Annotated in this window: 17 protein-coding genes and 1 pseudogene; 13 read left to right on the top strand and 5 right to left on the bottom strand. The window is 46.6% G+C overall.

Annotation, left to right across the window (positions count from 1 at the left end; all coding sequences use genetic code 11):
• Both QUA03_RS24520 and QUA03_RS24515 read right to left on the bottom strand, forming a co-directional pair.
• Positions 1-491, bottom strand: a 491-nt coding sequence (locus QUA03_RS24520) for an XDD3 family exosortase-dependent surface protein (RefSeq protein ID WP_333215742.1), incomplete at its 3' end; no start/stop codon positions are given.
• Positions 492-1,428: 937 nt separating this feature from the next.
• Entirely contained in the window at positions 1,429-1,644 is a 216-nt protein-coding gene (locus tag QUA03_RS24515; RefSeq protein ID WP_333215740.1) for a hypothetical protein, read from the bottom strand.
• A 612-nt stretch (positions 1,645-2,256) separates the two neighbouring features.
• Here QUA03_RS24515 and QUA03_RS24510 point away from each other — a divergent pair.
• The 10 genes and pseudogenes from QUA03_RS24510 to QUA03_RS24465 all read left to right on the top strand — a co-directional run.
• Positions 2,257-3,792: pseudogene (locus QUA03_RS24510) on the top strand (ferredoxin--nitrite reductase); the annotation flags it as partial.
• A 21-nt stretch (positions 3,793-3,813) separates the two neighbouring features.
• A complete protein-coding gene (locus tag QUA03_RS24505; RefSeq protein WP_333206576.1) occupies positions 3,814-4,140 on the top strand; it encodes a 2Fe-2S iron-sulfur cluster-binding protein in 327 nt (108 codons plus the stop codon).
• Positions 4,141-4,288: 148 nt separating this feature from the next.
• Complete coding sequence (locus tag QUA03_RS24500) at positions 4,289-5,611, top strand: CmpA/NrtA family ABC transporter substrate-binding protein (RefSeq protein ID WP_333215744.1); 1,323 nt, start codon at positions 4,289-4,291, stop codon at positions 5,609-5,611.
• Positions 5,612-5,760: 149 nt separating this feature from the next.
• The gene (gene ntrB, locus QUA03_RS24495; protein WP_333215738.1) at positions 5,761-6,630 is read left to right on the top strand and encodes a nitrate ABC transporter permease; all 870 of its coding nucleotides are present in this window, start codon (positions 5,761-5,763) and stop codon (positions 6,628-6,630) included.
• Between the two features lie 174 nt (positions 6,631-6,804).
• Positions 6,805-8,829 carry a nitrate ABC transporter ATP-binding protein gene (locus tag QUA03_RS24490; RefSeq protein ID WP_333215735.1) on the top strand — a complete coding sequence of 675 codons (2,025 nt, stop codon included), beginning with the start codon at positions 6,805-6,807 and terminating at the stop codon, positions 8,827-8,829.
• A gap of 104 nt (positions 8,830-8,933) precedes the next feature.
• A complete protein-coding gene (locus tag QUA03_RS24485) occupies positions 8,934-10,586 on the top strand; it encodes a nitrate ABC transporter ATP-binding protein (RefSeq protein WP_333215734.1) in 1,653 nt (550 codons plus the stop codon).
• A gap of 374 nt (positions 10,587-10,960) precedes the next feature.
• Positions 10,961-13,132 carry a nitrate reductase gene (locus QUA03_RS24480; RefSeq protein WP_333215732.1) on the top strand — a complete coding sequence of 724 codons (2,172 nt, stop codon included), beginning with the start codon at positions 10,961-10,963 and terminating at the stop codon, positions 13,130-13,132.
• A gap of 439 nt (positions 13,133-13,571) precedes the next feature.
• Complete coding sequence (locus QUA03_RS24475; protein WP_333215731.1) at positions 13,572-13,718, top strand: hypothetical protein; 147 nt, start codon at positions 13,572-13,574, stop codon at positions 13,716-13,718.
• Positions 13,719-13,734: 16 nt separating this feature from the next.
• Positions 13,735-14,049 carry an RNA-binding protein gene (locus tag QUA03_RS24470; protein WP_190662657.1) on the top strand — a complete coding sequence of 105 codons (315 nt, stop codon included), beginning with the start codon at positions 13,735-13,737 and terminating at the stop codon, positions 14,047-14,049.
• A 364-nt stretch (positions 14,050-14,413) separates the two neighbouring features.
• On the top strand, positions 14,414-14,872 hold the full coding sequence (locus QUA03_RS24465; RefSeq protein ID WP_333215728.1) for a phosphate-starvation-inducible PsiE family protein: 459 nt from the start codon (positions 14,414-14,416) through the stop codon (positions 14,870-14,872).
• Between the two features lie 69 nt (positions 14,873-14,941).
• Here the strand turns inward: QUA03_RS24465 and rimM are convergent, their stop codons facing one another.
• The 3 genes from rimM to QUA03_RS24450 all read right to left on the bottom strand — a co-directional run bounded on the left by rimM (position 14,942) and on the right by QUA03_RS24450 (position 17,779).
• Positions 14,942-15,583, bottom strand: coding sequence for a ribosome maturation factor RimM (gene rimM / locus QUA03_RS24460; protein ID WP_333056199.1), 642 nt, complete (start codon positions 15,581-15,583; stop codon positions 14,942-14,944).
• A gap of 179 nt (positions 15,584-15,762) precedes the next feature.
• A complete protein-coding gene (locus tag QUA03_RS24455; protein ID WP_333215726.1) occupies positions 15,763-16,395 on the bottom strand; it encodes a response regulator transcription factor in 633 nt (210 codons plus the stop codon).
• A gap of 109 nt (positions 16,396-16,504) precedes the next feature.
• Positions 16,505-17,779, bottom strand: a complete 1,275-nt coding sequence (locus QUA03_RS24450) for a molybdenum cofactor synthesis domain-containing protein (protein WP_333215724.1) — start codon at positions 17,777-17,779, stop codon at positions 16,505-16,507.
• A 117-nt stretch (positions 17,780-17,896) separates the two neighbouring features.
• Here QUA03_RS24450 and QUA03_RS24445 point away from each other — a divergent pair, with 117 nt between their 5' ends.
• The 3 genes from QUA03_RS24445 (at position 17,897) to cobO (ending at position 19,952) form a co-directional block, all read left to right on the top strand.
• Positions 17,897-18,514: a hypothetical protein gene (locus QUA03_RS24445; RefSeq protein WP_333215722.1), complete on the top strand. Its 618-nt coding sequence runs from the start codon at positions 17,897-17,899 to the stop codon at positions 18,512-18,514.
• 165 nt (positions 18,515-18,679) lie between these two features.
• Positions 18,680-19,258 carry a Uma2 family endonuclease gene (locus QUA03_RS24440; protein WP_333215720.1) on the top strand — a complete coding sequence of 193 codons (579 nt, stop codon included), beginning with the start codon at positions 18,680-18,682 and terminating at the stop codon, positions 19,256-19,258.
• A gap of 58 nt (positions 19,259-19,316) precedes the next feature.
• Positions 19,317-19,952, top strand: coding sequence for a cob(I)yrinic acid a,c-diamide adenosyltransferase (gene cobO, locus QUA03_RS24435; RefSeq protein ID WP_333215718.1), 636 nt, complete (start codon positions 19,317-19,319; stop codon positions 19,950-19,952).
• Positions 19,953-20,140 lie beyond the last annotated feature (188 nt).

Genomic DNA, 20,140 nt, shown 5'->3' with positions numbered 1-20,140 from the left:
AGTAAAACCGGAGTCAAAATCCTCCAAAGGTTTACCCTACATACTCCGACGCCTTTTGTCAATGGGGGAACTTCAGTGTAAACGCCTGTTGTCGCCACGCCGGAGTCATTTCCTTCGGCAAAGCGGATACCAAACAAGCTGCCGTTTGCGTTAGCTGTATTGAAGTTTTGACCGGAAAAATTGAAGAAGAAATCGCCGTAGTTGATGTTGCCTCTTTGAGCTAGTGGGTCGGCATATCCTGCTAAACTTAGATTAGAATTGATGGCGATAAAAGCTGTATCTGATGTTTCTTTGATGGCGATGCCGTAAAATTCAAATTCCCCGCCACCGATTTGGGGCCCTGTCACGCCGTCGTTGAAGGAATCGATCGCATAATTCCATCCGTTAGATAGCGTTGCTGCTGTAGCTTTTTGTTGCTGTAGTGCGAAAATGGCACAGAAAATAGCCACTGAGTAAGTCCAGTGGATGCTGTTTTTAGCAATGGATTTCATAAAATGCTCCCTGGGAATCATTGTTAAATTGTCCAGTCTGATCGATCGACAGTTTTTAATTTTTATTTAGTAAATCATACATTCGGGCCGAATTCCTTAAAGTTTTGCTACATATTTGGTCAGGTTAAATCCTATCAACTAGATTGGTTAAAACAACGAACTCATGCGAGTAGCTAAATACAGCAATCCTCGCATCAGTTGTAAAAATATGTAGGGGTAGTGCTACAAGTGCCTACCTCAGCCTGCATCGGGGCAACCGGGCGTGGGGAGAGCTCCTACAAGAATTACACAAATCATTTAGGATTGCTATATAGGACTGACGCAGGCACAGTATTATAGTGGGGCTGCATAAGTGCTGTAGGTGCAAATAAACCGACTACCGGTTTTGGGCGGTTGAGAACAGCAATAAACTGCCGGCTAGTCCACATATAGGCGGTACTCGCCTCTCCAAAATATTATTGTTTTTCTGGCCGATCGACTTAATTAATTTTTTATCAATTACCAATTAATTTTGACAATAGGGGCGTGATGTTGTAGATGCAGATGCCGGATTCTCTTAATAATTCGATTGTTTAATTAATAATTTTCATAAATAGTCTTTCATCCCCAGCGCTGTTCAATAATTATAATTACGTTGGTTGGGAGGACTTCATTCCTCAAACTTCTAAAATCCCGATCGCGCACAGCAGTTTTACTAATTTTACCATCAGCGTTCAACCCAACAGGCTCTCATGAATCAGCACTTTTTCTGTAAGTGCCGCCCAAAGCGAGAATTGGATAATCAAAAAAAATCATACGGCAAGAACGATCGCACGTTTTTAGAACACCCAATTAACTTTCTGCCATACATCTGCAGGCATGGTGGGTTCCTTCTAACTCCGTCGGTGGTTTCTGCACTCTTATGCGCTGCATAAATCAATCAAATTTTTAAATGCTGTTAATATATCGCCGACAGTTCGTTGACTATCTTGACTCTTCCCTTGATCACAGAACGCAGCAGGCGGTTAATTGAATGTCTGTATTCATCGTCGAGAGAGTCATCCAAAACAGCAGCCATCAAGCCGTAGCGATCGGCTAAAGTCAAACAACCCGTATCCGTAACAGAAGCAAGCATTTCGGAAATAGCGCCGGGGAGAAGTTGAACTAAAAACATGAGACATTCCTTGAATTCGATGCTTATATCATCTCTCTTTCTTGGAAAATCAAGAGTGACGCTGGCATAGCACACAATGTGATGTTTTGAGGCAAACTGTGTGACAGCGACCGCTCTAATGTTGTGACAATCTCGTTTTAAGTCTGCGATCGCACTCACAACATTAATCTTAGATATTCCAATTTCTCCCTCTCCCCTCCTAAATCTAAAGATTTAGAGAGATTTTTCCGTTTTGGGGGTGTCTTTACCCATTTCCCATGTATAAAACGCATCGGCCCTATGCGAAATATTCATAAAACTCAATATTTTGTAAAAATAGCTACGAATATTTACAATCGTGGGCCTTACATTAGCTCATAACAAAGGTGCATCGAAACGCAGCGATCGACCGAATCATCGGTAGCAACTATAACCATAAATAGTTTGGCGACCTTCGAGCCAGCGCCCAGTCAAGCTCAAGTTTACAGAAGACCAACCATGCTTAAAAGAAATTCCATCTAGTAACTAAATATACAGTTTTAAATCCATACAGTCACTAAGGTTAGCAGGAAACACACACTTTATGCTCCAAGTCAATACCTCCCCACACAAGTCAGCAGCGAGGGTAAACCGATGACCCAAACAGTAGAACCCAAAGCCCAAGCGAGCCTGAACAAGTTTGAAAAACTCAAAGCCGAAAAAGATGGCTTAACATTAACAGCCGAACTCGACCACTTCGCCGCAATCGGCTGGGAAGCAATGGACGAAATCGATCGCGAGCACCGCCTCAAATGGCTCGGCATCTTCTTTCGGCCAGTAACTCCCGGCAAATTCATGATGCGGCTGCGCTTGCCCAACGGCATCATTACTAGCAATCAAACCAGAACCCTAGCAGAAATCGTCCAACGCTACGGCGACGACGGCAGCGCCGACATCACCACCAGACAAAACCTGCAATTGCGCGGAATTCGCATCGAAGACGTACCCGACATCTTCCGCCGCCTCAAAGAAGCGGGCATGACCAGCATCCAGTCTGGCATGGACAACGTGCGTAACATCACGGGTTCCCCAGTCGCCGGACTCGACGCCGACGAACTGATTGATACGCGGGAACTGGCGAACCAAGTCCAAGACATGATTACGAACAGCGGCGAAGGCAACCCCGCGTTTTCAAATTTGCCGAGAAAGTTTAATATTGCGATCGCAGGCTGCCGCGACAACTCAGTCCACGCCGAAATCAACGACATCGCCTTCGTACCGGCTTACAAAGACGGCAACATCGGCTTTAACGTTTTAGTCGGCGGTTTCTTCTCCGCCAAACGCTGCGAAGCTGCAATTCCTCTCAACGCATGGGCAAGTCCCAGCGACGTTGTAGATTTGTGCAAAGCAATTTTAACTGTGTTTCGCGATCAAGGCCCAAGAGCAAACCGCCAAAAATCGAGGCTGATGTGGCTGATTGACGAACTCGGAATCGAAAAATTCCGAGCCGAAGTCGAACAAGAATTAGGGCGCACTTTGCCCGCCGCCGCGCCCAAAGATGAAATCGTCTGGGACAAACGCGACCACATCGGCATCTACCCCCAAAAACAATCAGGGCTCAACTATGTAGGGCTGCACGTTCCCGTCGGACGCCTGCAGGCATCGGATTTGTTCGATTTGGCCAGAATCGCCGAGGTTTACGGTAGCGGCGAGCTCAGGCTCACTGTCGAAGAAAACGTGATTATTCCCAACGTTCCCGACTCGCGGATAGAATCGCTGGTCAAAGAACCGCTGTTGCAGCGTTTTTCCATCAACCCCGCACCGCTGACACGAGCCTTGGTTTCCTGCACCGGCGCCAAGTTTTGCAACTTCGCCCTCATCGAAACCAAAAGCCGATCCGTGGCAATGATTGAGGAACTCGAAGCCGAACTTTCAGTTCCCAAACCTGTGAGAATTCACTGGACGGGCTGCCCCAATTCCTGCGGTCAACCCCAGGTAGCAGACATTGGTTTGATGGGAACAAAAGTTCGCAAGAACGGCAAAACCCTCGAAGGTGTAGACATCTACATGGGAGGCACTGTTGGCAAAGACGCTCATTTGGGTGCTTGCGTCCAAAAAGGCATCCCTTGCGAAGACCTCAAACCACTGCTGTATCAATTGTTAGTCGAGCAGTTTGGGGCAGTTCCCAAACAGACTACAGGGGATGTAGCTTTGCTGAACCGGCAACTGCAATTGACGGTTGAGGAGGGCGAAACAGCAGTCTCGGCAGCCAAACCTCAGACATCTACTGTTATTTTCGCTCGATCGGGCAAAGAAGTTGCTTGCAGCGAAGATGAGTTCATTCTCGATGTTGCCGAACGGGCCGGAGTCGAACTTGACAGCAATTGCCGGTCGGGAAGCTGTGGCACTTGCCAGCAGAAACTCCTAGAAGGCCAAACAGTCTACGATAGCAAACCAGACGCGGCGGCAGACTTAGAACCAGGGTTCATTTTAACTTGCAGCGCGCGGGCGATCGGCAAAGTGACGATCGACGCCTAATCTGACATTGGGAAATGCGATCGGGAAAAACCAGATTGTGCCATTTCACAGTCAACAGTCAACAGTCAACAATCATTCCGGTGCAACCGGAATTGATATCACATCTCACATTTCCACCATCTCCAAGTACAACAACAATTCAAGACAAATGAGCAACCTTTCTAGAAGAAAATTCATCATCACCGCTGGAGCAACAGCAGCCGGCACCCTCCTAGCCCACGGTTGCAGTTCCAGTCCCACTACATCTAACGCCACACCCGGCGGCGCTTCGCCCACCGCCGCCCCAGCAGTCAACATCAACCCCGCCGACGCGCCAGAAGTTACCGCAGCCAAACTCGGATTCATCGCCCTCACCGACGCAGCACCCTTAATCATCGCCCAAGAAAAAGGGTTATTTGCCAAGTACGGCATGAAAGACGTACAAGTTACCAAACAAGCATCTTGGCCAGTTACTCGCGACAACTTAGAGCTCGGTTCCGAAAAAGGCGGCATTGACGGAGCCCACATCTTATCTCCGATGCCTTACCAAATGACATTAGGCACAATTACCAAAGGCAATCAGCCAGTGCCGATGTACATTCTCGCCCGGTTAAATACTAACGGTCAGGCAATTTCGCTCAGCAAAAAATACCTAGATTTAAAAGTAGGTACAGACAGCGCACCGCTGAAAGCAGCTTTTGCCAATCAAAACGTTCCTATTGCTATGACGTTTCCCGGCGGCACCCACGATTTGTGGATACGCTACTGGCTAGCAGCCGGCGGTATTAATCCAGATACAGATGTTTCCGTGATTCCCATACCGCCGCCCCAAATGGTAGCGAACATGAAATCTGGCAGTATGGAAGCCTTTTGTGTAGGAGAACCTTGGAATGCTCAGCTAGTTACTCAAAAGGTAGGATACACCGCCTTAATAACTGGAGAAATGTGGAAAGATCATCCTGAAAAAGCTTTAGGTTTAAGAGGAGATTGGGTTGACAAAAACCCCAAAGCTGCAAAAGCAATTACAATGGCCGTGCTGGAAGCGCAGCAATGGTGCGATAAAGCAGAAAATCATGATGAGATGTGCCAAATCATCTCTCAAGATAAGTGGTTAAAAGTTCCAGTAGCAGATATTATCGGTCGCTCTAAAGCTCAAATTGACTACGGTACCGGCCGCATTGAAGCCGCTAGTCCAGTGGCGATGAAATTCTGGGCTGATAATGCTTCTTATCCCTACAAGAGTCACGATGCTTGGTTCTTAGCTGAAAATATTCGCTGGGGTTATATCCCGGCAACTACCGACATCAAAGCAACCGTTGATAAAGTTAACCGCGAAGATATTTGGAAAGCAGCAGCGACAGCACTTGGCGTTCCCGCAGCCCAAATTCCTACTACCACTTCTCGCGGTGTCGAAACCTTCTTTGACGGCGTGAAGTTTGACCCAGAAAAACCAGAAGAATATCTGAAGAGTCTGGCAATCAAGAAAGCATAATTAGTGAGCAGTTGACAGTTGACAGTTGACAGTTGACCAATTTTAAAATTGAGTGGAGTTGGGTTTCGTAACTCAACCCACCCCAGACATGGTGCTCCCTTCAAAGTATCTACAAATAATCGATTATTCACAATACTGCAAAAAGAAAAATGGCAACAAACCTCGCTGTTACTAAAAGCAAAAATCCAGTAAATTTCGTTCTGGATCAGCTTCAAAAAAACCGCCGAAAAATCATCCGCCCGCTGGTAGCAATTACAGTTCTGCTGATAATCTGGCAAATCCTCTGCAATAGTCCCGACTCCAGCTTGCCGGGACCCATCAAAGCTGTCCAAGAAAGCTGGAATCTGATTATTAATCCTTTCTTCGACAATGGCGGTACAGACAAAGGCTTGTTCTGGCAAATTTTGGCTAGCTTGCAGCGGGTGGCTATCGGCTTTACTTTGGCAGCAGCTCTCGGCATCAGTTTAGGCATCCTGATCGGTACAAACTCCCTAATGTTCGATGCTTTAGACCCGCTGTTTCAAGTATTCAGAACTATCCCGCCCCTGGCTTGGCTGCCGATCGCCCTGGCAGTATTTCAACAGTTCAATCCCTTTGAAGGCATGGGGGTAAAAGCTAACGAAGTATCAGCACTTTTCGTAATCTTAATTACAGCAATTTGGCCGATTCTAATTAACACCACAGTAGGCGTTCAACAAATACCCCAAGACTACAGAAACGTCGCCCGCGTCTTGCGCCTCCCTAACCAAAAATACTTCTGGAAAATCCTGCTTCCCTCTTCTGTTCCTTACATCTTCACTGGCTTGAGAATTGGCATCGGTTTGTCTTGGCTGGCGATCGTAGCTGCGGAAATGTTAGTCGGCGGCGTCGGCATCGGGTTCTTCATCTGGGACGCTTACAACAGTTCTAGACTCAGCGCAGTGATTCTAGCAGTGCTTTATGTAGGAATTGTCGGTTTAATTTTAGACAGAATCGTTGGTTTCATCGCGTCCAAAGTGGTTCCAGAAGAACAGAAATAGGATTTGGGCATCGGGCATCGGGCATCGGGCATCGGGCATCGGGCATAGCGAATGGGGAATGGTTGCCAACTACAAACTGGTAGAAATGAGTTGTAAATTAATGCCCAATGCCCAATGCCCAATGCCCAATTAATAATCAGCATCATACAAATTACAAACTAACCTAAAATTACCATGTCAGTATTTGTTGAAGTAGACCACGTTGACCGCGTATTTAACTTGCCCAATGGAGAGCAATACATTGCTCTTAAAAATATCGAACTGAAAATTAAAAAAGGAGAATTCATCACCTTAATTGGGCACTCTGGCTGCGGCAAATCTACGCTGCTAAATATCATCGCCGGTCTCGACAAAGCAAGTCAGGGGGGGATTACTTTAGAAGGACGCGAAGTCCGCGATCCAGGCCCGGACAGAATGGTGGTGTTTCAAAATTACTCGCTGCTACCTTGGCTGACGGTGCGCGAAAATATCGCCCTAGCAGTAAATGAAATTTACAGCGGTAACTCTCAAGAAGATCGCGAGTTGGTGATCGAACACCACATTAAATTGGTCGGACTCGGACACGCCGCCGACAAACGTCCGGGCGAAATTTCTGGGGGGATGAAACAAAGAGTTGCGATCGCCCGCGCCCTGGCGATTCGCCCGAAATTGCTGTTGCTAGACGAACCCTTCGGCGCCCTCGATGCTTTAACTCGCGGCGGTTTGCAAGACCAGTTGATGAAAATTTGCGAGGAAAGCAAAGTCACCAGCGTGATGGTAACTCACGACGTGGATGAGGCTTTATTACTGAGCGATCGCATTGTGATGCTCACCAACGGCCCGGAAGCGCAAATCGGGCAAATCCTCGAAGTGAACATTCCCCGGCCACGCAAGCGGATGGAAGTTGTCAACCATCCGAGTTACTACGCACTGCGTAACGAAATGGTTTACTTTCTCAACCAGCAAAAGCGGGTCAAACAGCGCCGGGCCAAACAACAACCGCCTGTGATCGCCCGCAACGGCCTGGAAAAAATCAACCTGGACATCGGCTTTATTCCCCTCACCGACTGCGCCCCCTTAGTAGTAGCTAAAGAAAAAGGATTTTTCAAAGCCCACGGCTTGGAAGAAGTTACTCTCAGCCGTGAACCAAGCTGGAAAGCGATCGCCAAAGGAGTCGCCGAAGGACGGCTGGACGCAGCGCAAATGGTCGCCGGAATGCCGATCGGGATGTTGTTGGGGCTCGACGGTGAAGCCCCTGTACCCATCTGTAGCGCCATGACGCTTTCTCGCAACGGCAATTCGATTGTTTTCAACAAAGACCTCTACAAACAAGGCATTCGGACATTAGAGGATTTCAAAGCTGCGATCGCCAAGACTCCCGATAAAGTTCACACCTTGGGCACGGTACACTCTGCCTCCATGCACAATCTGCTGTTCCGCTACTGGCTGGCCGCCGGCGGCATCGACCCGGATCTCGACGTGGGCTTGACCGTGATTCCGCCCCCGCAGATGGTATCGAATTTAAAAGCAGGAAACATTGACGGCTACTGCTCAGGCGACCCCTGGAACTCCCACGCAGTCAACAGTGGTACGGGTTTTGTTATGGCCCGTTCCCTCGATATTCTGCCCGGACACATCGAAAAAGTTCTCGGTGTTAGCGAAGATTGGGCTCAGAAATATCCTCAAACCCACCTCGCCCTCGTCAAAGCGCTTTTGGAAGCCTGCGAATACTGCGACGATCGCCGCAACCGCGAAGAAGTCCTAGGATTGATTAGCCAAGAACAATACATCGGCGCCGATCCCAAAGACATCCGTCCAGGGTTCATCGATCCGTACAACTCCGGTACGGAGGCAGAACCAGAAATGCTCTACAATTTCAACCAGTTCTCTGTTGACAAAACCAATTTTCCAGACCGCCTAGAAATGGTGTGGGTGATGGCGCAGATGGCTCGGTGGGGACTGATCCCGTTCCCAAAAAACTGGGTGGAAGTGGTTGATCGAGTTTTGCGACCCGATGTTTTCGGTCAAGCAGTGCGCGAATTGGGCTTGCCGGATATCGCTAGAGATCGCCGGACGATCGAGCTATTTGACGGCACTGTGTTTAATCTCGACGACCCGATCGACTATCTTCACAATGTCAAAATCAAACGTGCCGTCCGCATTGAAGAAATCTTAATTGAACAAATAGGCAGTCAGTGTTCCATCAAACTGCCAGCATAACCAGCAAATAGGAAGAGGGAATGAGGAGCAAGAAATCAGGAAACAAGACTCCACATTTCCCGCTTCCTAAGTCCCTAATTTCAAATTCTCAATCCAAAGTTGTCATGTCTAATTCCTCAACCCAAAATCCCAATCCTGAAAATATGCAAACTCTAAAAACTCCCCAAAAAACCACACTTCAAACGCCCAAGCAAGACTTTCTTACGATTAAAGACGTATCGAAAGTCTACGAAACTCCTAAAGGCCCTTACGTGGTTCTCGACGGTGTAAACCTGACTATTAATGAAGGCGAATTTATTTGTTTGATCGGTCACTCTGGCTGCGGCAAATCAACTTTGCTGAATATGATTGCGGGATTCAACGGGCCGACAAACGGAGAAGTAGCCCTGGAAGGTTCGCAGATTACTGAACCAGGGCCCGATCGCATGGTGGTGTTTCAAAATTACTCGCTGCTACCGTGGCTGACTGCTACGGAAAACATTCACTTAGGCGTTGAAAATGTTTACCCGGAAAAGTCCGCAGACGAACACAATACGATCGTCCAGGAACACTTGGAATTAGTGGGGCTGACCGAAGCTTGTAACAAAAGACCGGGCCAATTGTCCGGGGGGATGAAACAGCGGGTGGCGATCGCCAGAGCTCTGGCAACTCGTCCCAAACTGTTGATTTTGGACGAACCTTTCGGAGCTCTAGACCCGATTACCCGCGAAGAGTTGCAGGAAGAATTGCTGAAAATTTGGCGGAAGGAAAAAATTACCGTCATTATGATTACTCACGATATTGATGAAGCTTTGTTTTTGGCCGATCGCATCGTGATGATGACCAACGGGCCTGCTGCTTCCATCGGCGAAGATATGCACGTTCCGTTCAGCCGTCCCCGCAACCGGGCGCGGATTATGGAAGACCCGAAATACTACGAACTTCGCAACTTTGCTTTGGAGTTCCTGTTTTCTCGCTACGCCCACCACGAAGAAGGTGAAGAAACGGACTCGGAGACAGAAGCCGTCGCGCTACCGATGCCATTACCTGCTAGCAAAAAGCCTGCGGTTGCTGACAGGCCTCTTGCACCTGCACCTTTTGTGTCTCACGCTGCCGAACCCTCAGAAGCCTCGTCGATCAAACGCGGCATCCTGGCAGCCTCGTGGTTCGTAGCAATGTTTACTTTAGCTGCCGTCAATATGTCTGTTGTTTCCAGCCAGCTAAAGCAAGCGAAACTAGCAGAAACTGCACCTCCGGCGCCGACTGCCGGGGCGATTGTGAGTTCTCCCCCCAGCCCGCAAATCGCAGCAAGTTCGATCGCACCGACTGCTAGCCCTGCACCCATTGCTGCTGCTGCAAGTCCTGCACCCATTGCTGCTGCTAACAGCGCCGCGCCCATCGCTGCTGCAAGTCCTGCACCCATTGCTGCTCCTAACAGCGCCACGCCCATTGCTGCCACCACTGCCACATCAGTGATTTCTGACCAAGCCGAACTCGATGCGATCGGAAAGCAGTTGTATGCACAAATCGACCAAAAATGGAGAACAACTCCGACATTTACCGAAAGCTTGACTTATCGGGTCAAAGTCAAACAAAACGGCGATATCCTACAGTTCGATCCCACAAATAAAGCAGCTAAAGATTTCGTCAAAGAAACTCCTCTGCCTGTTTTGCAAACTTCTGCCGGTGCCACAGCAGGCGCTGAAAAAACTGCTGAGTTCCAAGTAACTTTTAGCCCCACCAACGGTGGCGTATTTGAAGTAAAATCAGGGAAGTAGGCGACATAATACTCCCGCACTAAATCTCAGATTGCTATCAACAACCAGGTCAAAAGTAGTACCTGCGCGCTATTTGAGTCATGCAAAAAATCTTCCTCGCTCCCCATAGGTGGGGGTGACAAGATTTAGGGCTGGAGTATCTCGGTTTGAGAGGGATTTAGAAGCAGCTATCCACTGACTACAAACCAGATGGCTCGAGAGTTTTAGTAAGAGAGCGGTTAATTTTAATTCAGGGTATTGTCCGTTGCTGTGAAGCATTTTTGCGGTAATTTAGTAATTTTAAAACGTTATTTGCAGGAACCCTCAGTTCCGACTATAATGATGAATTACGAATTACCCATTAGCTTTCAAAAATTAGCATCTAAAATCACCAGATGGAAACTATAAAAACTCTTTGCCCATACTGCGGTGTAGGTTGCGGTCTAGAAGTTGTTCCCGACAAAAAACAAAGTTGGAAAGTGCGGGGCGATCGCAATCACCCATCGAGTCAGGGCATGGTTTGTATTAAGGGAGCAACCGTAGCAGAGTCTATTCGGAGCGATCGGCTACTGTATCCGATGATGCGAGATACTCTCGACCAACCGTTCCGTCGCGCTAGCTGGGACGAAGCTCTCGATGCAATTGTTAATCGCATCCAAACAATTCGCAGCACCAGCGGCCCCGATGCTTTGTGCGTTTACGGTTCGGGTCAATTCGCAACAGAAGATTATTATATTGCCCAGAAACTAATGAAAGGTTGTCTGGGTACTAATAATTTTGATGCTAATTCTCGCTTGTGTATGTCTTCAGCAGTCTCTGGATACGTTCAAAGCTTTGGTTCGGACGGGCCGCCTTGCTGTTACGACGATTTAGAATTAACAGATTGCGCTTTTATTATTGGTAGCAATACAGCGGAATGCCATCCCATCGTATTTAATCGATTAGCAAAATACCACAAAAAGCATCCCCATGTCAAAATGATTGTGGTAGATCCAAGGCGGACTCCGACTGCGGAAGCGGCGGATTTGCACTTAGCAATTAAACCGGGTACGGATATAGATTTGCTTAATGGGATTGCATATTTGCTGTTACGCAGGCAAGCAATAGATGCTGAGTTTATTGAAGAATGCACGGAGAATTTTTCAGCTTTTTCTGAGGTTATTAGCAGCTACACGCCGGAGTTTGTAGCCTCGCGCTGTGGCATTACTGTCAGCGAGTTAGAAACGGCGGCAAACTACTGGGAACAGTCGCAGCGGGTTTTGTCGCTGTGGTCGATGGGAATGAATCAGTCGTCGGAAGGCACGGCAAAGGTGCGATCGCTGATTAATTTGCACTTAATGACAGGTCAAATCGGCAAACCGGGATGCGGCCCGTTTTCCCTCACCGGCCAGCCAAACGCGATGGGAGGGCGGGAAGCCGGAGGACTGTCTCACTTGCTTCCAGGCTACCGATTTGTGAAAAATGCTGAACACAGAACCCAAGTCGAGGAGTTTTGGGGAATCGCACCGGGAAGCATTTCCCCGAATCCAGGCCGCACAGCTTGGGAGATGATTACCGGTTTGGAAACTGGCGAAGTCGAGTTGCTGTGGATTGCAGCTACTAATCCGGTGGTGAGTATGCCGGATTTGGAACGCACTAAAGCCGCTTTGCTGCGATCGCCCTTTACTATTTATCAAGAAGCTTACTATCCCACTGAAACCTCTGCCTACGCTCACATCCTGCTGCCGGCAACGCAGTGGAGCGAAAAAACCGGAGTAATGACGAATTCCGAACGCCGCGTTACCTTTTGTCCCGGTTTCGACACTCCCTCCGGGGAAGCCCGCGACGACTGGAGCATTTTCGCTGAAGTGGGACGGCGGTTGGGTTTTGCCCAACACTTTGCTTTCGAGAACAGTGCGGAGGTTTTTAAAGAGTACGCGCAGTTGACGCGGGGTCAGCCTTGCGACATGACCGGTCTGAGCCACGAATACATCCGCCAAGAAGGGCCACAGCAGTGGCCTTGCCGGGAAAACGAGCCTGTGCATCCAGCGAACGAAGCGAAACGGCTGTATACTGACAGGCGTTTTCACACTCCTGACGCGCGGGCAAGATTTTCGGCCTATCACTCGCGGGGACTGGCAGAACCTCCCGATCCCAATTATCCGTTTGTGTTGACGACAGGGAGAGTTTACGGACACTGGCACACGATGACGCGGACGGGTAGAACAGAGAAAATTAATCAATTGCACCCCGATCCGTTTTTGGAAATTCACCCCCGCGATGCTGCCCAATTGCAGATTAAGGAGGGAGATTTGCTGGAAGTTCGATCGCGCCGTGGCAAGGCGCAGTTTCCGGCAAAAGTCACAAAGGCGATCGCCCCAGGTACGCTATTTGTACCCATGCACTGGGGTTCTCTGTGGGCCGAAGGTGCTGAAGCCAATGCCATGACTCATGCTGCAAGCTGTCCAGATTCCAAACAGCCTGAGTTAAAAGCTTGTGCGGTGCAGTTGGTGCTGGTTGGGGCAGATACTGCCGCAGAAGTTGAGGAATTTAATTGGGCAAAATCCACCCTCGCCGTCACTTCTTGAGCTGCCGTCCAACTAAGGATGTTACAAATGACCGAAGAACGAGCGGGAAGCCGGAGGGATAGACAGGGAAACGAGAGGAACTTGGTTGACGTTCGGCGAGCGCGAGCGTGGAACTATTGGAGATTTACTCCACAGATGAATCTGGGATCTTGAACAAGAGTCGAAAATTTTGCACTCTTCCCGACAGGAGTCCGGGGCTTGTATCCGTTTTTTGGGGTGACAACCTCTCTCGATCGAGCAATTTTGAACTCGGACATACCCTACACATAAATCTTAAATCTCAAATCCCGATCTAAAACCTAAAATCCTTATGCCATTACGCAGCCTAAAAACTGCGTTTCCCCGGCAGAGCCCGGGAATAAGGAAAATTAAATTTATTTATTCTGAGTTTTTCCTTTTTGATTGGGAGTTTTTGCTTCGGCTGAATGCCTTATGGCGAATGCCTTCTGCCTTATTTTTAATTGATAGAGTCAGACAATTGCAGTTTGCACCTCAAGGTGCTATAATTGTTTTACAAGGCTTTATTTTCGGCAGTGCAGTTCGTTCGATCGGCGTTCCTCCGGATTTAAATCTCTACACACTCTGATTCTGGAGAATGTTCAATGTCAATCTATGTCGGCAATTTATCCTACGAAGTAACGCAGGAGCACCTCAACCAAACTTTTGGAGAGTACGGAACAGTAAAGCGCGTTCAGTTGCCTGCTGACCGGGAAACAGGTCGGATGCGGGGTTTCGCTTTTGTAGAAATGTCTACAGAAGCCGAAGAAGCCGCAGCCATTGAGGCTCTTGACGGTGCTGAGTGGATGGGTCGCGACCTCAAAGTCAACAAAGCAAAACCCCGTGAAGAACGTGGTGGTAATGCTGGTGGTGGTAACTGGGGTAACAACGATCGCGGTGGCAATTCTCGTCGCTACTAAACCACCCGAGCTAAATTTTTAGCTATCTTGTATATTGCGTCGGAGCAACCTGGGAGTCAACAATCATTCTCTGTTGAGAATAGATAGTTAGTTCAGTGGTCGTACCGCGCATTAAAAGCCTCTAACTATTGCTAGACAATAGTTAGAGGCTTTCTTATGGCAAAAATTATTAATGAGGAGTTCATCGCGTGCGATCGATTCCTAGCTGAGACGAAAAACTATAAGATATAACAGGCAAAGAGAGCCGCCTTTTCCCAAGTACCCGGGTGATGCCGTAAAACCAGGCAATCACAGAGTTTTGCGCTTGCAAAGTGTACCGAACAATGACAAAATCTTAATTAAGAATGAAGACTAAATCACTGGTATGCTGAAAAAAATATTTAGGCAAATTTCCAAGTCAAGTAGTGATGAAAATTTTCTGCATTTTACAGAAAGTGTAGAAGTAGTAATATCGAAAATTTTATCACTGGCGATGATTTGGGTAATTCTCCTCAGCGTTTGCGATTTGCTGATTTTTTTAGCAAAAGAATTGGTAAACCACACTGATAATTTGTTAAAAGACACGTTGTTTGTCATATTTGGGTTATTTTTAAATGTTTTAATTGCTCTGGAAATCTTGGAAAATATTACAGCTTATCTGAAAAAGCACGTAATTCAAGTAGAGCTAGTTATTGTAACTTCTTTGATAGCAGTATCTCGAAAAATAATCATTCTTGACCTGGAAAAGAAAACCGCAGCCGACTTGATTGGTTTGGCGACTGCAATTTTCGCGCTTTCCATCAGCTACTTGATAGTGCGGTTCACAAATAGAGGAAAGGATTAATATTGGGAATTGGGGATTGCGAATTGTTAATAACTAATATCATATCCGATCGCTCGACCGGACATGATATTATTCCAATAAACCAGGAGGAGGCACAATTTCAATTCTGCCTTGTTCTAAGTCAACAACTGGCACAATCTCTTCCACAAAAGGAATCAATATTTTTGTGGATTTAGGCTCTTTAACGCGAATTTTCCGTGGTTTGCGGGTATTTCTGGGGTCAGCATTTGCTTGGGGAGTTTCAGGCTGTTTTGGCTTTTCCAATTCTGCAGCGACAGTTTCCGGCGCAGTTAGATTCGTTTCTACTTCTAAAAGGTCGTTACCTGCGGGAATAATATCACTTACCTTGCCTAGGATTTCCCCGGTTAACTGGTTAAAAACTTCCATACCGATCAAATCTTGGACGTAAAACTCATCAGATTCGAGGTAAGGTCGATCGGTCTTTTCAACAAACAACTTACAGCCCCGCAGCGCCTCAGCACTATCGCGGTCTTCCACACCCTCTACCTCTACAGCATACAGCCCTTTGCCCGGAATGTAGCGACCGCCCAAAAACTCGATCGGTTCCGGTTCACTTTTGTTAGGGCGCAAAATCCACCGCTTCCCCGGTTCGATAAACCTTTCCGGGAAATCCGAATCGGGATAGACTCGCACTTCCCCGTCCAAACCTTGAGCTGCTACAATTTTACCGATTTCTATCCATTCAGACATAAACTTTTTGGGAATTGGGAATTGGGAATTGGGCATGGGGCATGGGGCATGGGGCATTGGGCATTGGGCATTGGGCATCGGGCATCGGGCATTGCGGATTGGAAATTGCGAATTAGTAACTGAAAAACATTGAATTATTTTTCTTCCTTCTTCCCTCTTCCTTCTTCCTTCTTCCTTCTTTACACCAATCCAGTTCTCAGCGCTACAACTGCTGCTTGCACGCGGTCATCCACTGCCAACTTATTCATAATACCGCGAACATGAGTTTTAATAGTATTTGGACTCAAGTAAAGCGCCGCTGCAATTTCGGGATTGCTGTTACCTTCCACCATTAATCTTAACACCTCCAATTCCCGCTGCGACAACTGACCAAAAGTAGTTGTAGAGGCAGGTGTCGGGGGTTTGAGGTGTTCGATGACAGTCCGGGCAATTTGAGGATCAAGATAGGTAGCGCCCTCTGCTGCGGCTGCGATCGCTGCTAACAGCCTGTCTATAGAAGCACCTTTAATACAATAAGCATCAGCACCACTAGAAAGGGCAGCAATAATTTCAGTTTCTGCCGTGTGAGAAGTTAACATTACAACTCGAACTTCGGGCAGTTGTGCTTTAATTTGCTGCGTCGCTGCTATGCCGTCGAGCCGCGGCAAACCGATATCCATTACAATAATATCAGGTTTGAGTTTCAGTGCGGCTGCTACGCCTAAATAGCCATCTTCTGCTTGTCCTACTATTTCTATTTCTGGGGAATCGGCTAAAACTTGCTCTAATCCCAGTTGCATCATCGGGTCATCTTCAACAATTAAAATTCTCATAATACGAAGGAAGAAGGAAGAAGGAAGAAGAAAGAAGGAAGAAGGAAGAAGGAAGATTACTTAGTTATTAATATTTTACATAAACTTACACCGAACCAATAACAACTAACTACTGACTAACTTTTAAAACCTCCACGAATTCACCCGGTACAATCCAGGTATCCCCTGGTGGCAAAACTGCTAAACCACTCGTATTGGCGAGGTTAATTAAATTCGCTGAATTTTGGCTGCCGCTAGCAGGTTCAAATTCCCAGACTCCGGCAACTAAATGTAGTTTACCCCAAACATAAGTTTCGCGCTGCCCAGGCGATCGCAATTCAGCATGACACCTAGCTTTGAGAAACTCTGGCCCCCAAGCATCCGGGGCAAGCCCAGACATCTTTTTCAAAGCAGGCACAACAAAGCGCCAACAGCAGACTAAAGCCGAAACCGGATTTCCCGGCAAACCAAAATAGAGACAATCCGAACTCAAACTCGGCGAATCCTGATTTTTTTTACCTCGTTTAAACTCAGCAACCGTTAAAGGTTTCCCCGGCTTAATCGCCACAGAACTAATGTGAACTTTTCCTCCCAAATCTGCCAAAATTTTCTCGACATAATCGTAGTCTCCTACCGAGACGCCCCCCGTAGAAAGCACCACATCCGCTGTCGCCACAGCCCCGGATATCGCCTTGTTTAACGCCTCTTCATTATCAGGAACAATGCCCAATCGAATCGGTTCAAATCCCATTTGTGCCAACAAAACTGTCAAAGCATACTGATTCGAGTCTACCAGTTTCCCCGGTGCCAAGGGTTCGTCTGGCGAGACCAATTCGTCACCAGTAGAAAAAATTGCCACCCGCAGCCGCCGATAAACGGGAACTTGAATGCACTGGGCAGTTGCTAACACTGCCATTTCTGGGGCATTGATAACTGTACCGGGAGTTAGCAAAGTTGTTCCTGCTTGATAAAAAGCGCCTTTGTGCCTGACAAATGCTTGCGGTTTTTCAGGAGAAACTAAGATAAAAATACGATCGCCCTCACGCCTCGTTTCTTCCTGCATTACCACCGTATCAGCACCCGCAGGCATCACGCCACCCGTAAAAATTCGCGCTGCTTGCCCCGATTGGATGGTATTTTGAGGCTGATATCCGGCTGGAATCTCTTCTACTACTTCGAGTACCACTGGTTTTTCGGCGCTACAGTTTTCCACATCCGCAAACCGCACCGCGTACCCATCCATTGCTGAATTGTCCCAATAAGGAAAATCCAGAGAACCAGTGACGGCTGCAGCCAAAATGCGCCCCGATGCTGCCAGTAAGTCTACAGTTTCTACATCCCCCTGACTGTCGAGGGGTTGCGCCAAATTTACAACGATCGATTCTGCTTCTTTCACTGACAGCATAACTGTCTCCTTGTTTTGATAACACTCATGATTAAGTTTAGCAAAATATCCAGAGATATTGGTGATATAATTTTTTTTAATTTGGGCAGTAGACCTAATTTTTGGTATTAATTGCTTATGACTCTTTCGCGCTTTGTTGTCCAACTAAATTGTTTATCTTTATTATTGGTCGCGCTACTGATATTTTTTACTCAATTTTCAGGCTTAAAAGTCAGCGACTTATTCTTTCAGCCTTATTTTTCTCCCCATCCTAATGTCGCCTTTTTAACTCGTACTTTCCAAATTTTATGTTCTGTACCAGTCGTTGTTTGTACTTTCACCTATGGATTAGCTAAAACTATTCAACCGTGTCCTAATGAAAATAGATTTATTTTATTTTCCGCTCTTTTAACAGGTGGATTTCTACTGAATCAAACTTACCGAATTCATATATATATGATAGCTATAGGAATTCCTAAGCTAGGAGTAAGTCTTTTATACGCCGTTATTTTGTTATCCTACGGATGGTTTTTTAGGCGAGAACTACAGTTAACTCCCTACCAAATATTATTAGCGGGTTTGGGCTTGTTGTTTTTTGCGATCGGCGTAGATGCCCTGCATTTAAAAAACAAAATATTATCCAGTTTACTAGAGGGAGTACCTAAACTGTTTAGCGAAATTAACATTGCATTTTATTATTGGTATGTCTGTAAGTGTTTCCTGAACAAAGTTTTTTATAAAAATATTGAGAGCTAGTTATAAGTAGATGATATAATCATATCACAAGTGCCTCCCCAAACCTACAACTCAAATCCTCAGTCCTCCATCAATAATATTTACAGCATCTGCATCGCTCGGCATTTATCCGCCTTCATATACATTATCTGGCTTAAAAGTTCCAACGCATCCTGATAAAATACCATGATAGCAGTTACCATCAACTTCAACTCGATCGCCCCAATAACCGACGACCAATTTTATCAACTGTGCCGCGAAAACCCCGATGTCAAATTTGAACGAAACGCCAAAGGAGAAATAATCGTCATGCCACCCACAGGAGGAGAAACCGGAAATTACAATTTTGAAATAGCTACTGATTTTGGAATTTGGAACCGACAAACTAAACTGGGAATTTGTTTCGATTCTTCAACTTGCTTCAAACTGCCAAGCGGTGCCAACCGTTCTCCCGATGTCTCTTGGATTGAAAAATCAAGATGGGATGCACTCACTCCCGAACAAAAACAAAAATTTCCTCCCATTGCCCCGGATTTTGTCTTAGAGTTAATGTCGCCGACAGACAGTTTAAAAGATACTCAAGACAAAATGCAAGAATACATGAACAACCAAGTAAAACTAGGTTGGTTAATCAACCGCAAAACCCGCCGAGTCGAAATCTATCGCCAAGGACAAGAAATAGAAGTTTTGGAATGTCCAACAGAACTTTCAGGAGAAGATGTTTTGCCCGGTTTCGTGCTAAACTTGAAAACACTGTGGCAATAACTAGACATCTAGCATCTATCAGCGTTTATTTGCGTTCATCTGCGGTTAAAAAAATCTAATGGAAACCAATACAGAAACTACTGCAACCACTGGCTTAACAGCGGAACAACACAAACAGAAAATGCAGCGCCGCCAAGAAGTACAGGCGCAGCGAATCGCTAACTCCTCAAAAGAAAAAGGTTTAATTATAGTCAATACCGGTAACGGCAAAGGCAAAACTACAGCCGCTTTGGGAATGGTTGTGCGATCGCTCGGTCACGGCTACTGCGTCGCCATAGTACAATTTATCAAAGGCGCCTGGGAACCGGCAGAGAAAGCCGTTTTTCAACTGTGGGAAAAACAGCTAGAATTTCATGCAATGGGAGAAGGTTTTACCTGGGACACGCAAGACCGCGATCGAGATATCGAAACAGCTCAAAAAGCCTGGGAAAAATCCCTAACTTTTATCCGCAATCCCGAATTTCAATTAGTTCTTCTAGATGAAGTCAATATAGCATTAAAACTAGGTTATTTGCAAGTTGAGCAAGTGCTTTCCGGGTTAGACCAAAAGCCAGAAGAAACCCACATTATTTTAACAGGCAGAGGCGCCCCGCCAGCGCTAATCGAACGGGCAGACTTGGTGACAGAAATGACTTTAGTTAAGCATCCATTCCGAGAACAAGGCATTAAAGCTCAACCAGGTATTGAGTATTAATGTTGTTGGTATTCAATAGTTTAGTCCTAATTACCTAAAAGCTGAATGGGAGTGGACTGAAGCCCTGACTACAAACCGTATTTATGTTATTTATAGTCAGGACTTTTTACCCAATCTAAAATCTAAAATCTAAAATCTAAAATCTAAAATCTAAAATCTAAAATCTAAAATCTAAAATCTAAAATCTA

The organism is Microcoleus sp. S36b_A4, assembly GCF_036700645.1.
Classification (GTDB): Bacteria; Cyanobacteriota; Cyanobacteriia; order Cyanobacteriales; family Microcoleaceae; genus Microcoleus.
Note: the sequence above shows the minus strand (reverse complement) of the source record. Positions and strands in the feature narration are given on the sequence as shown.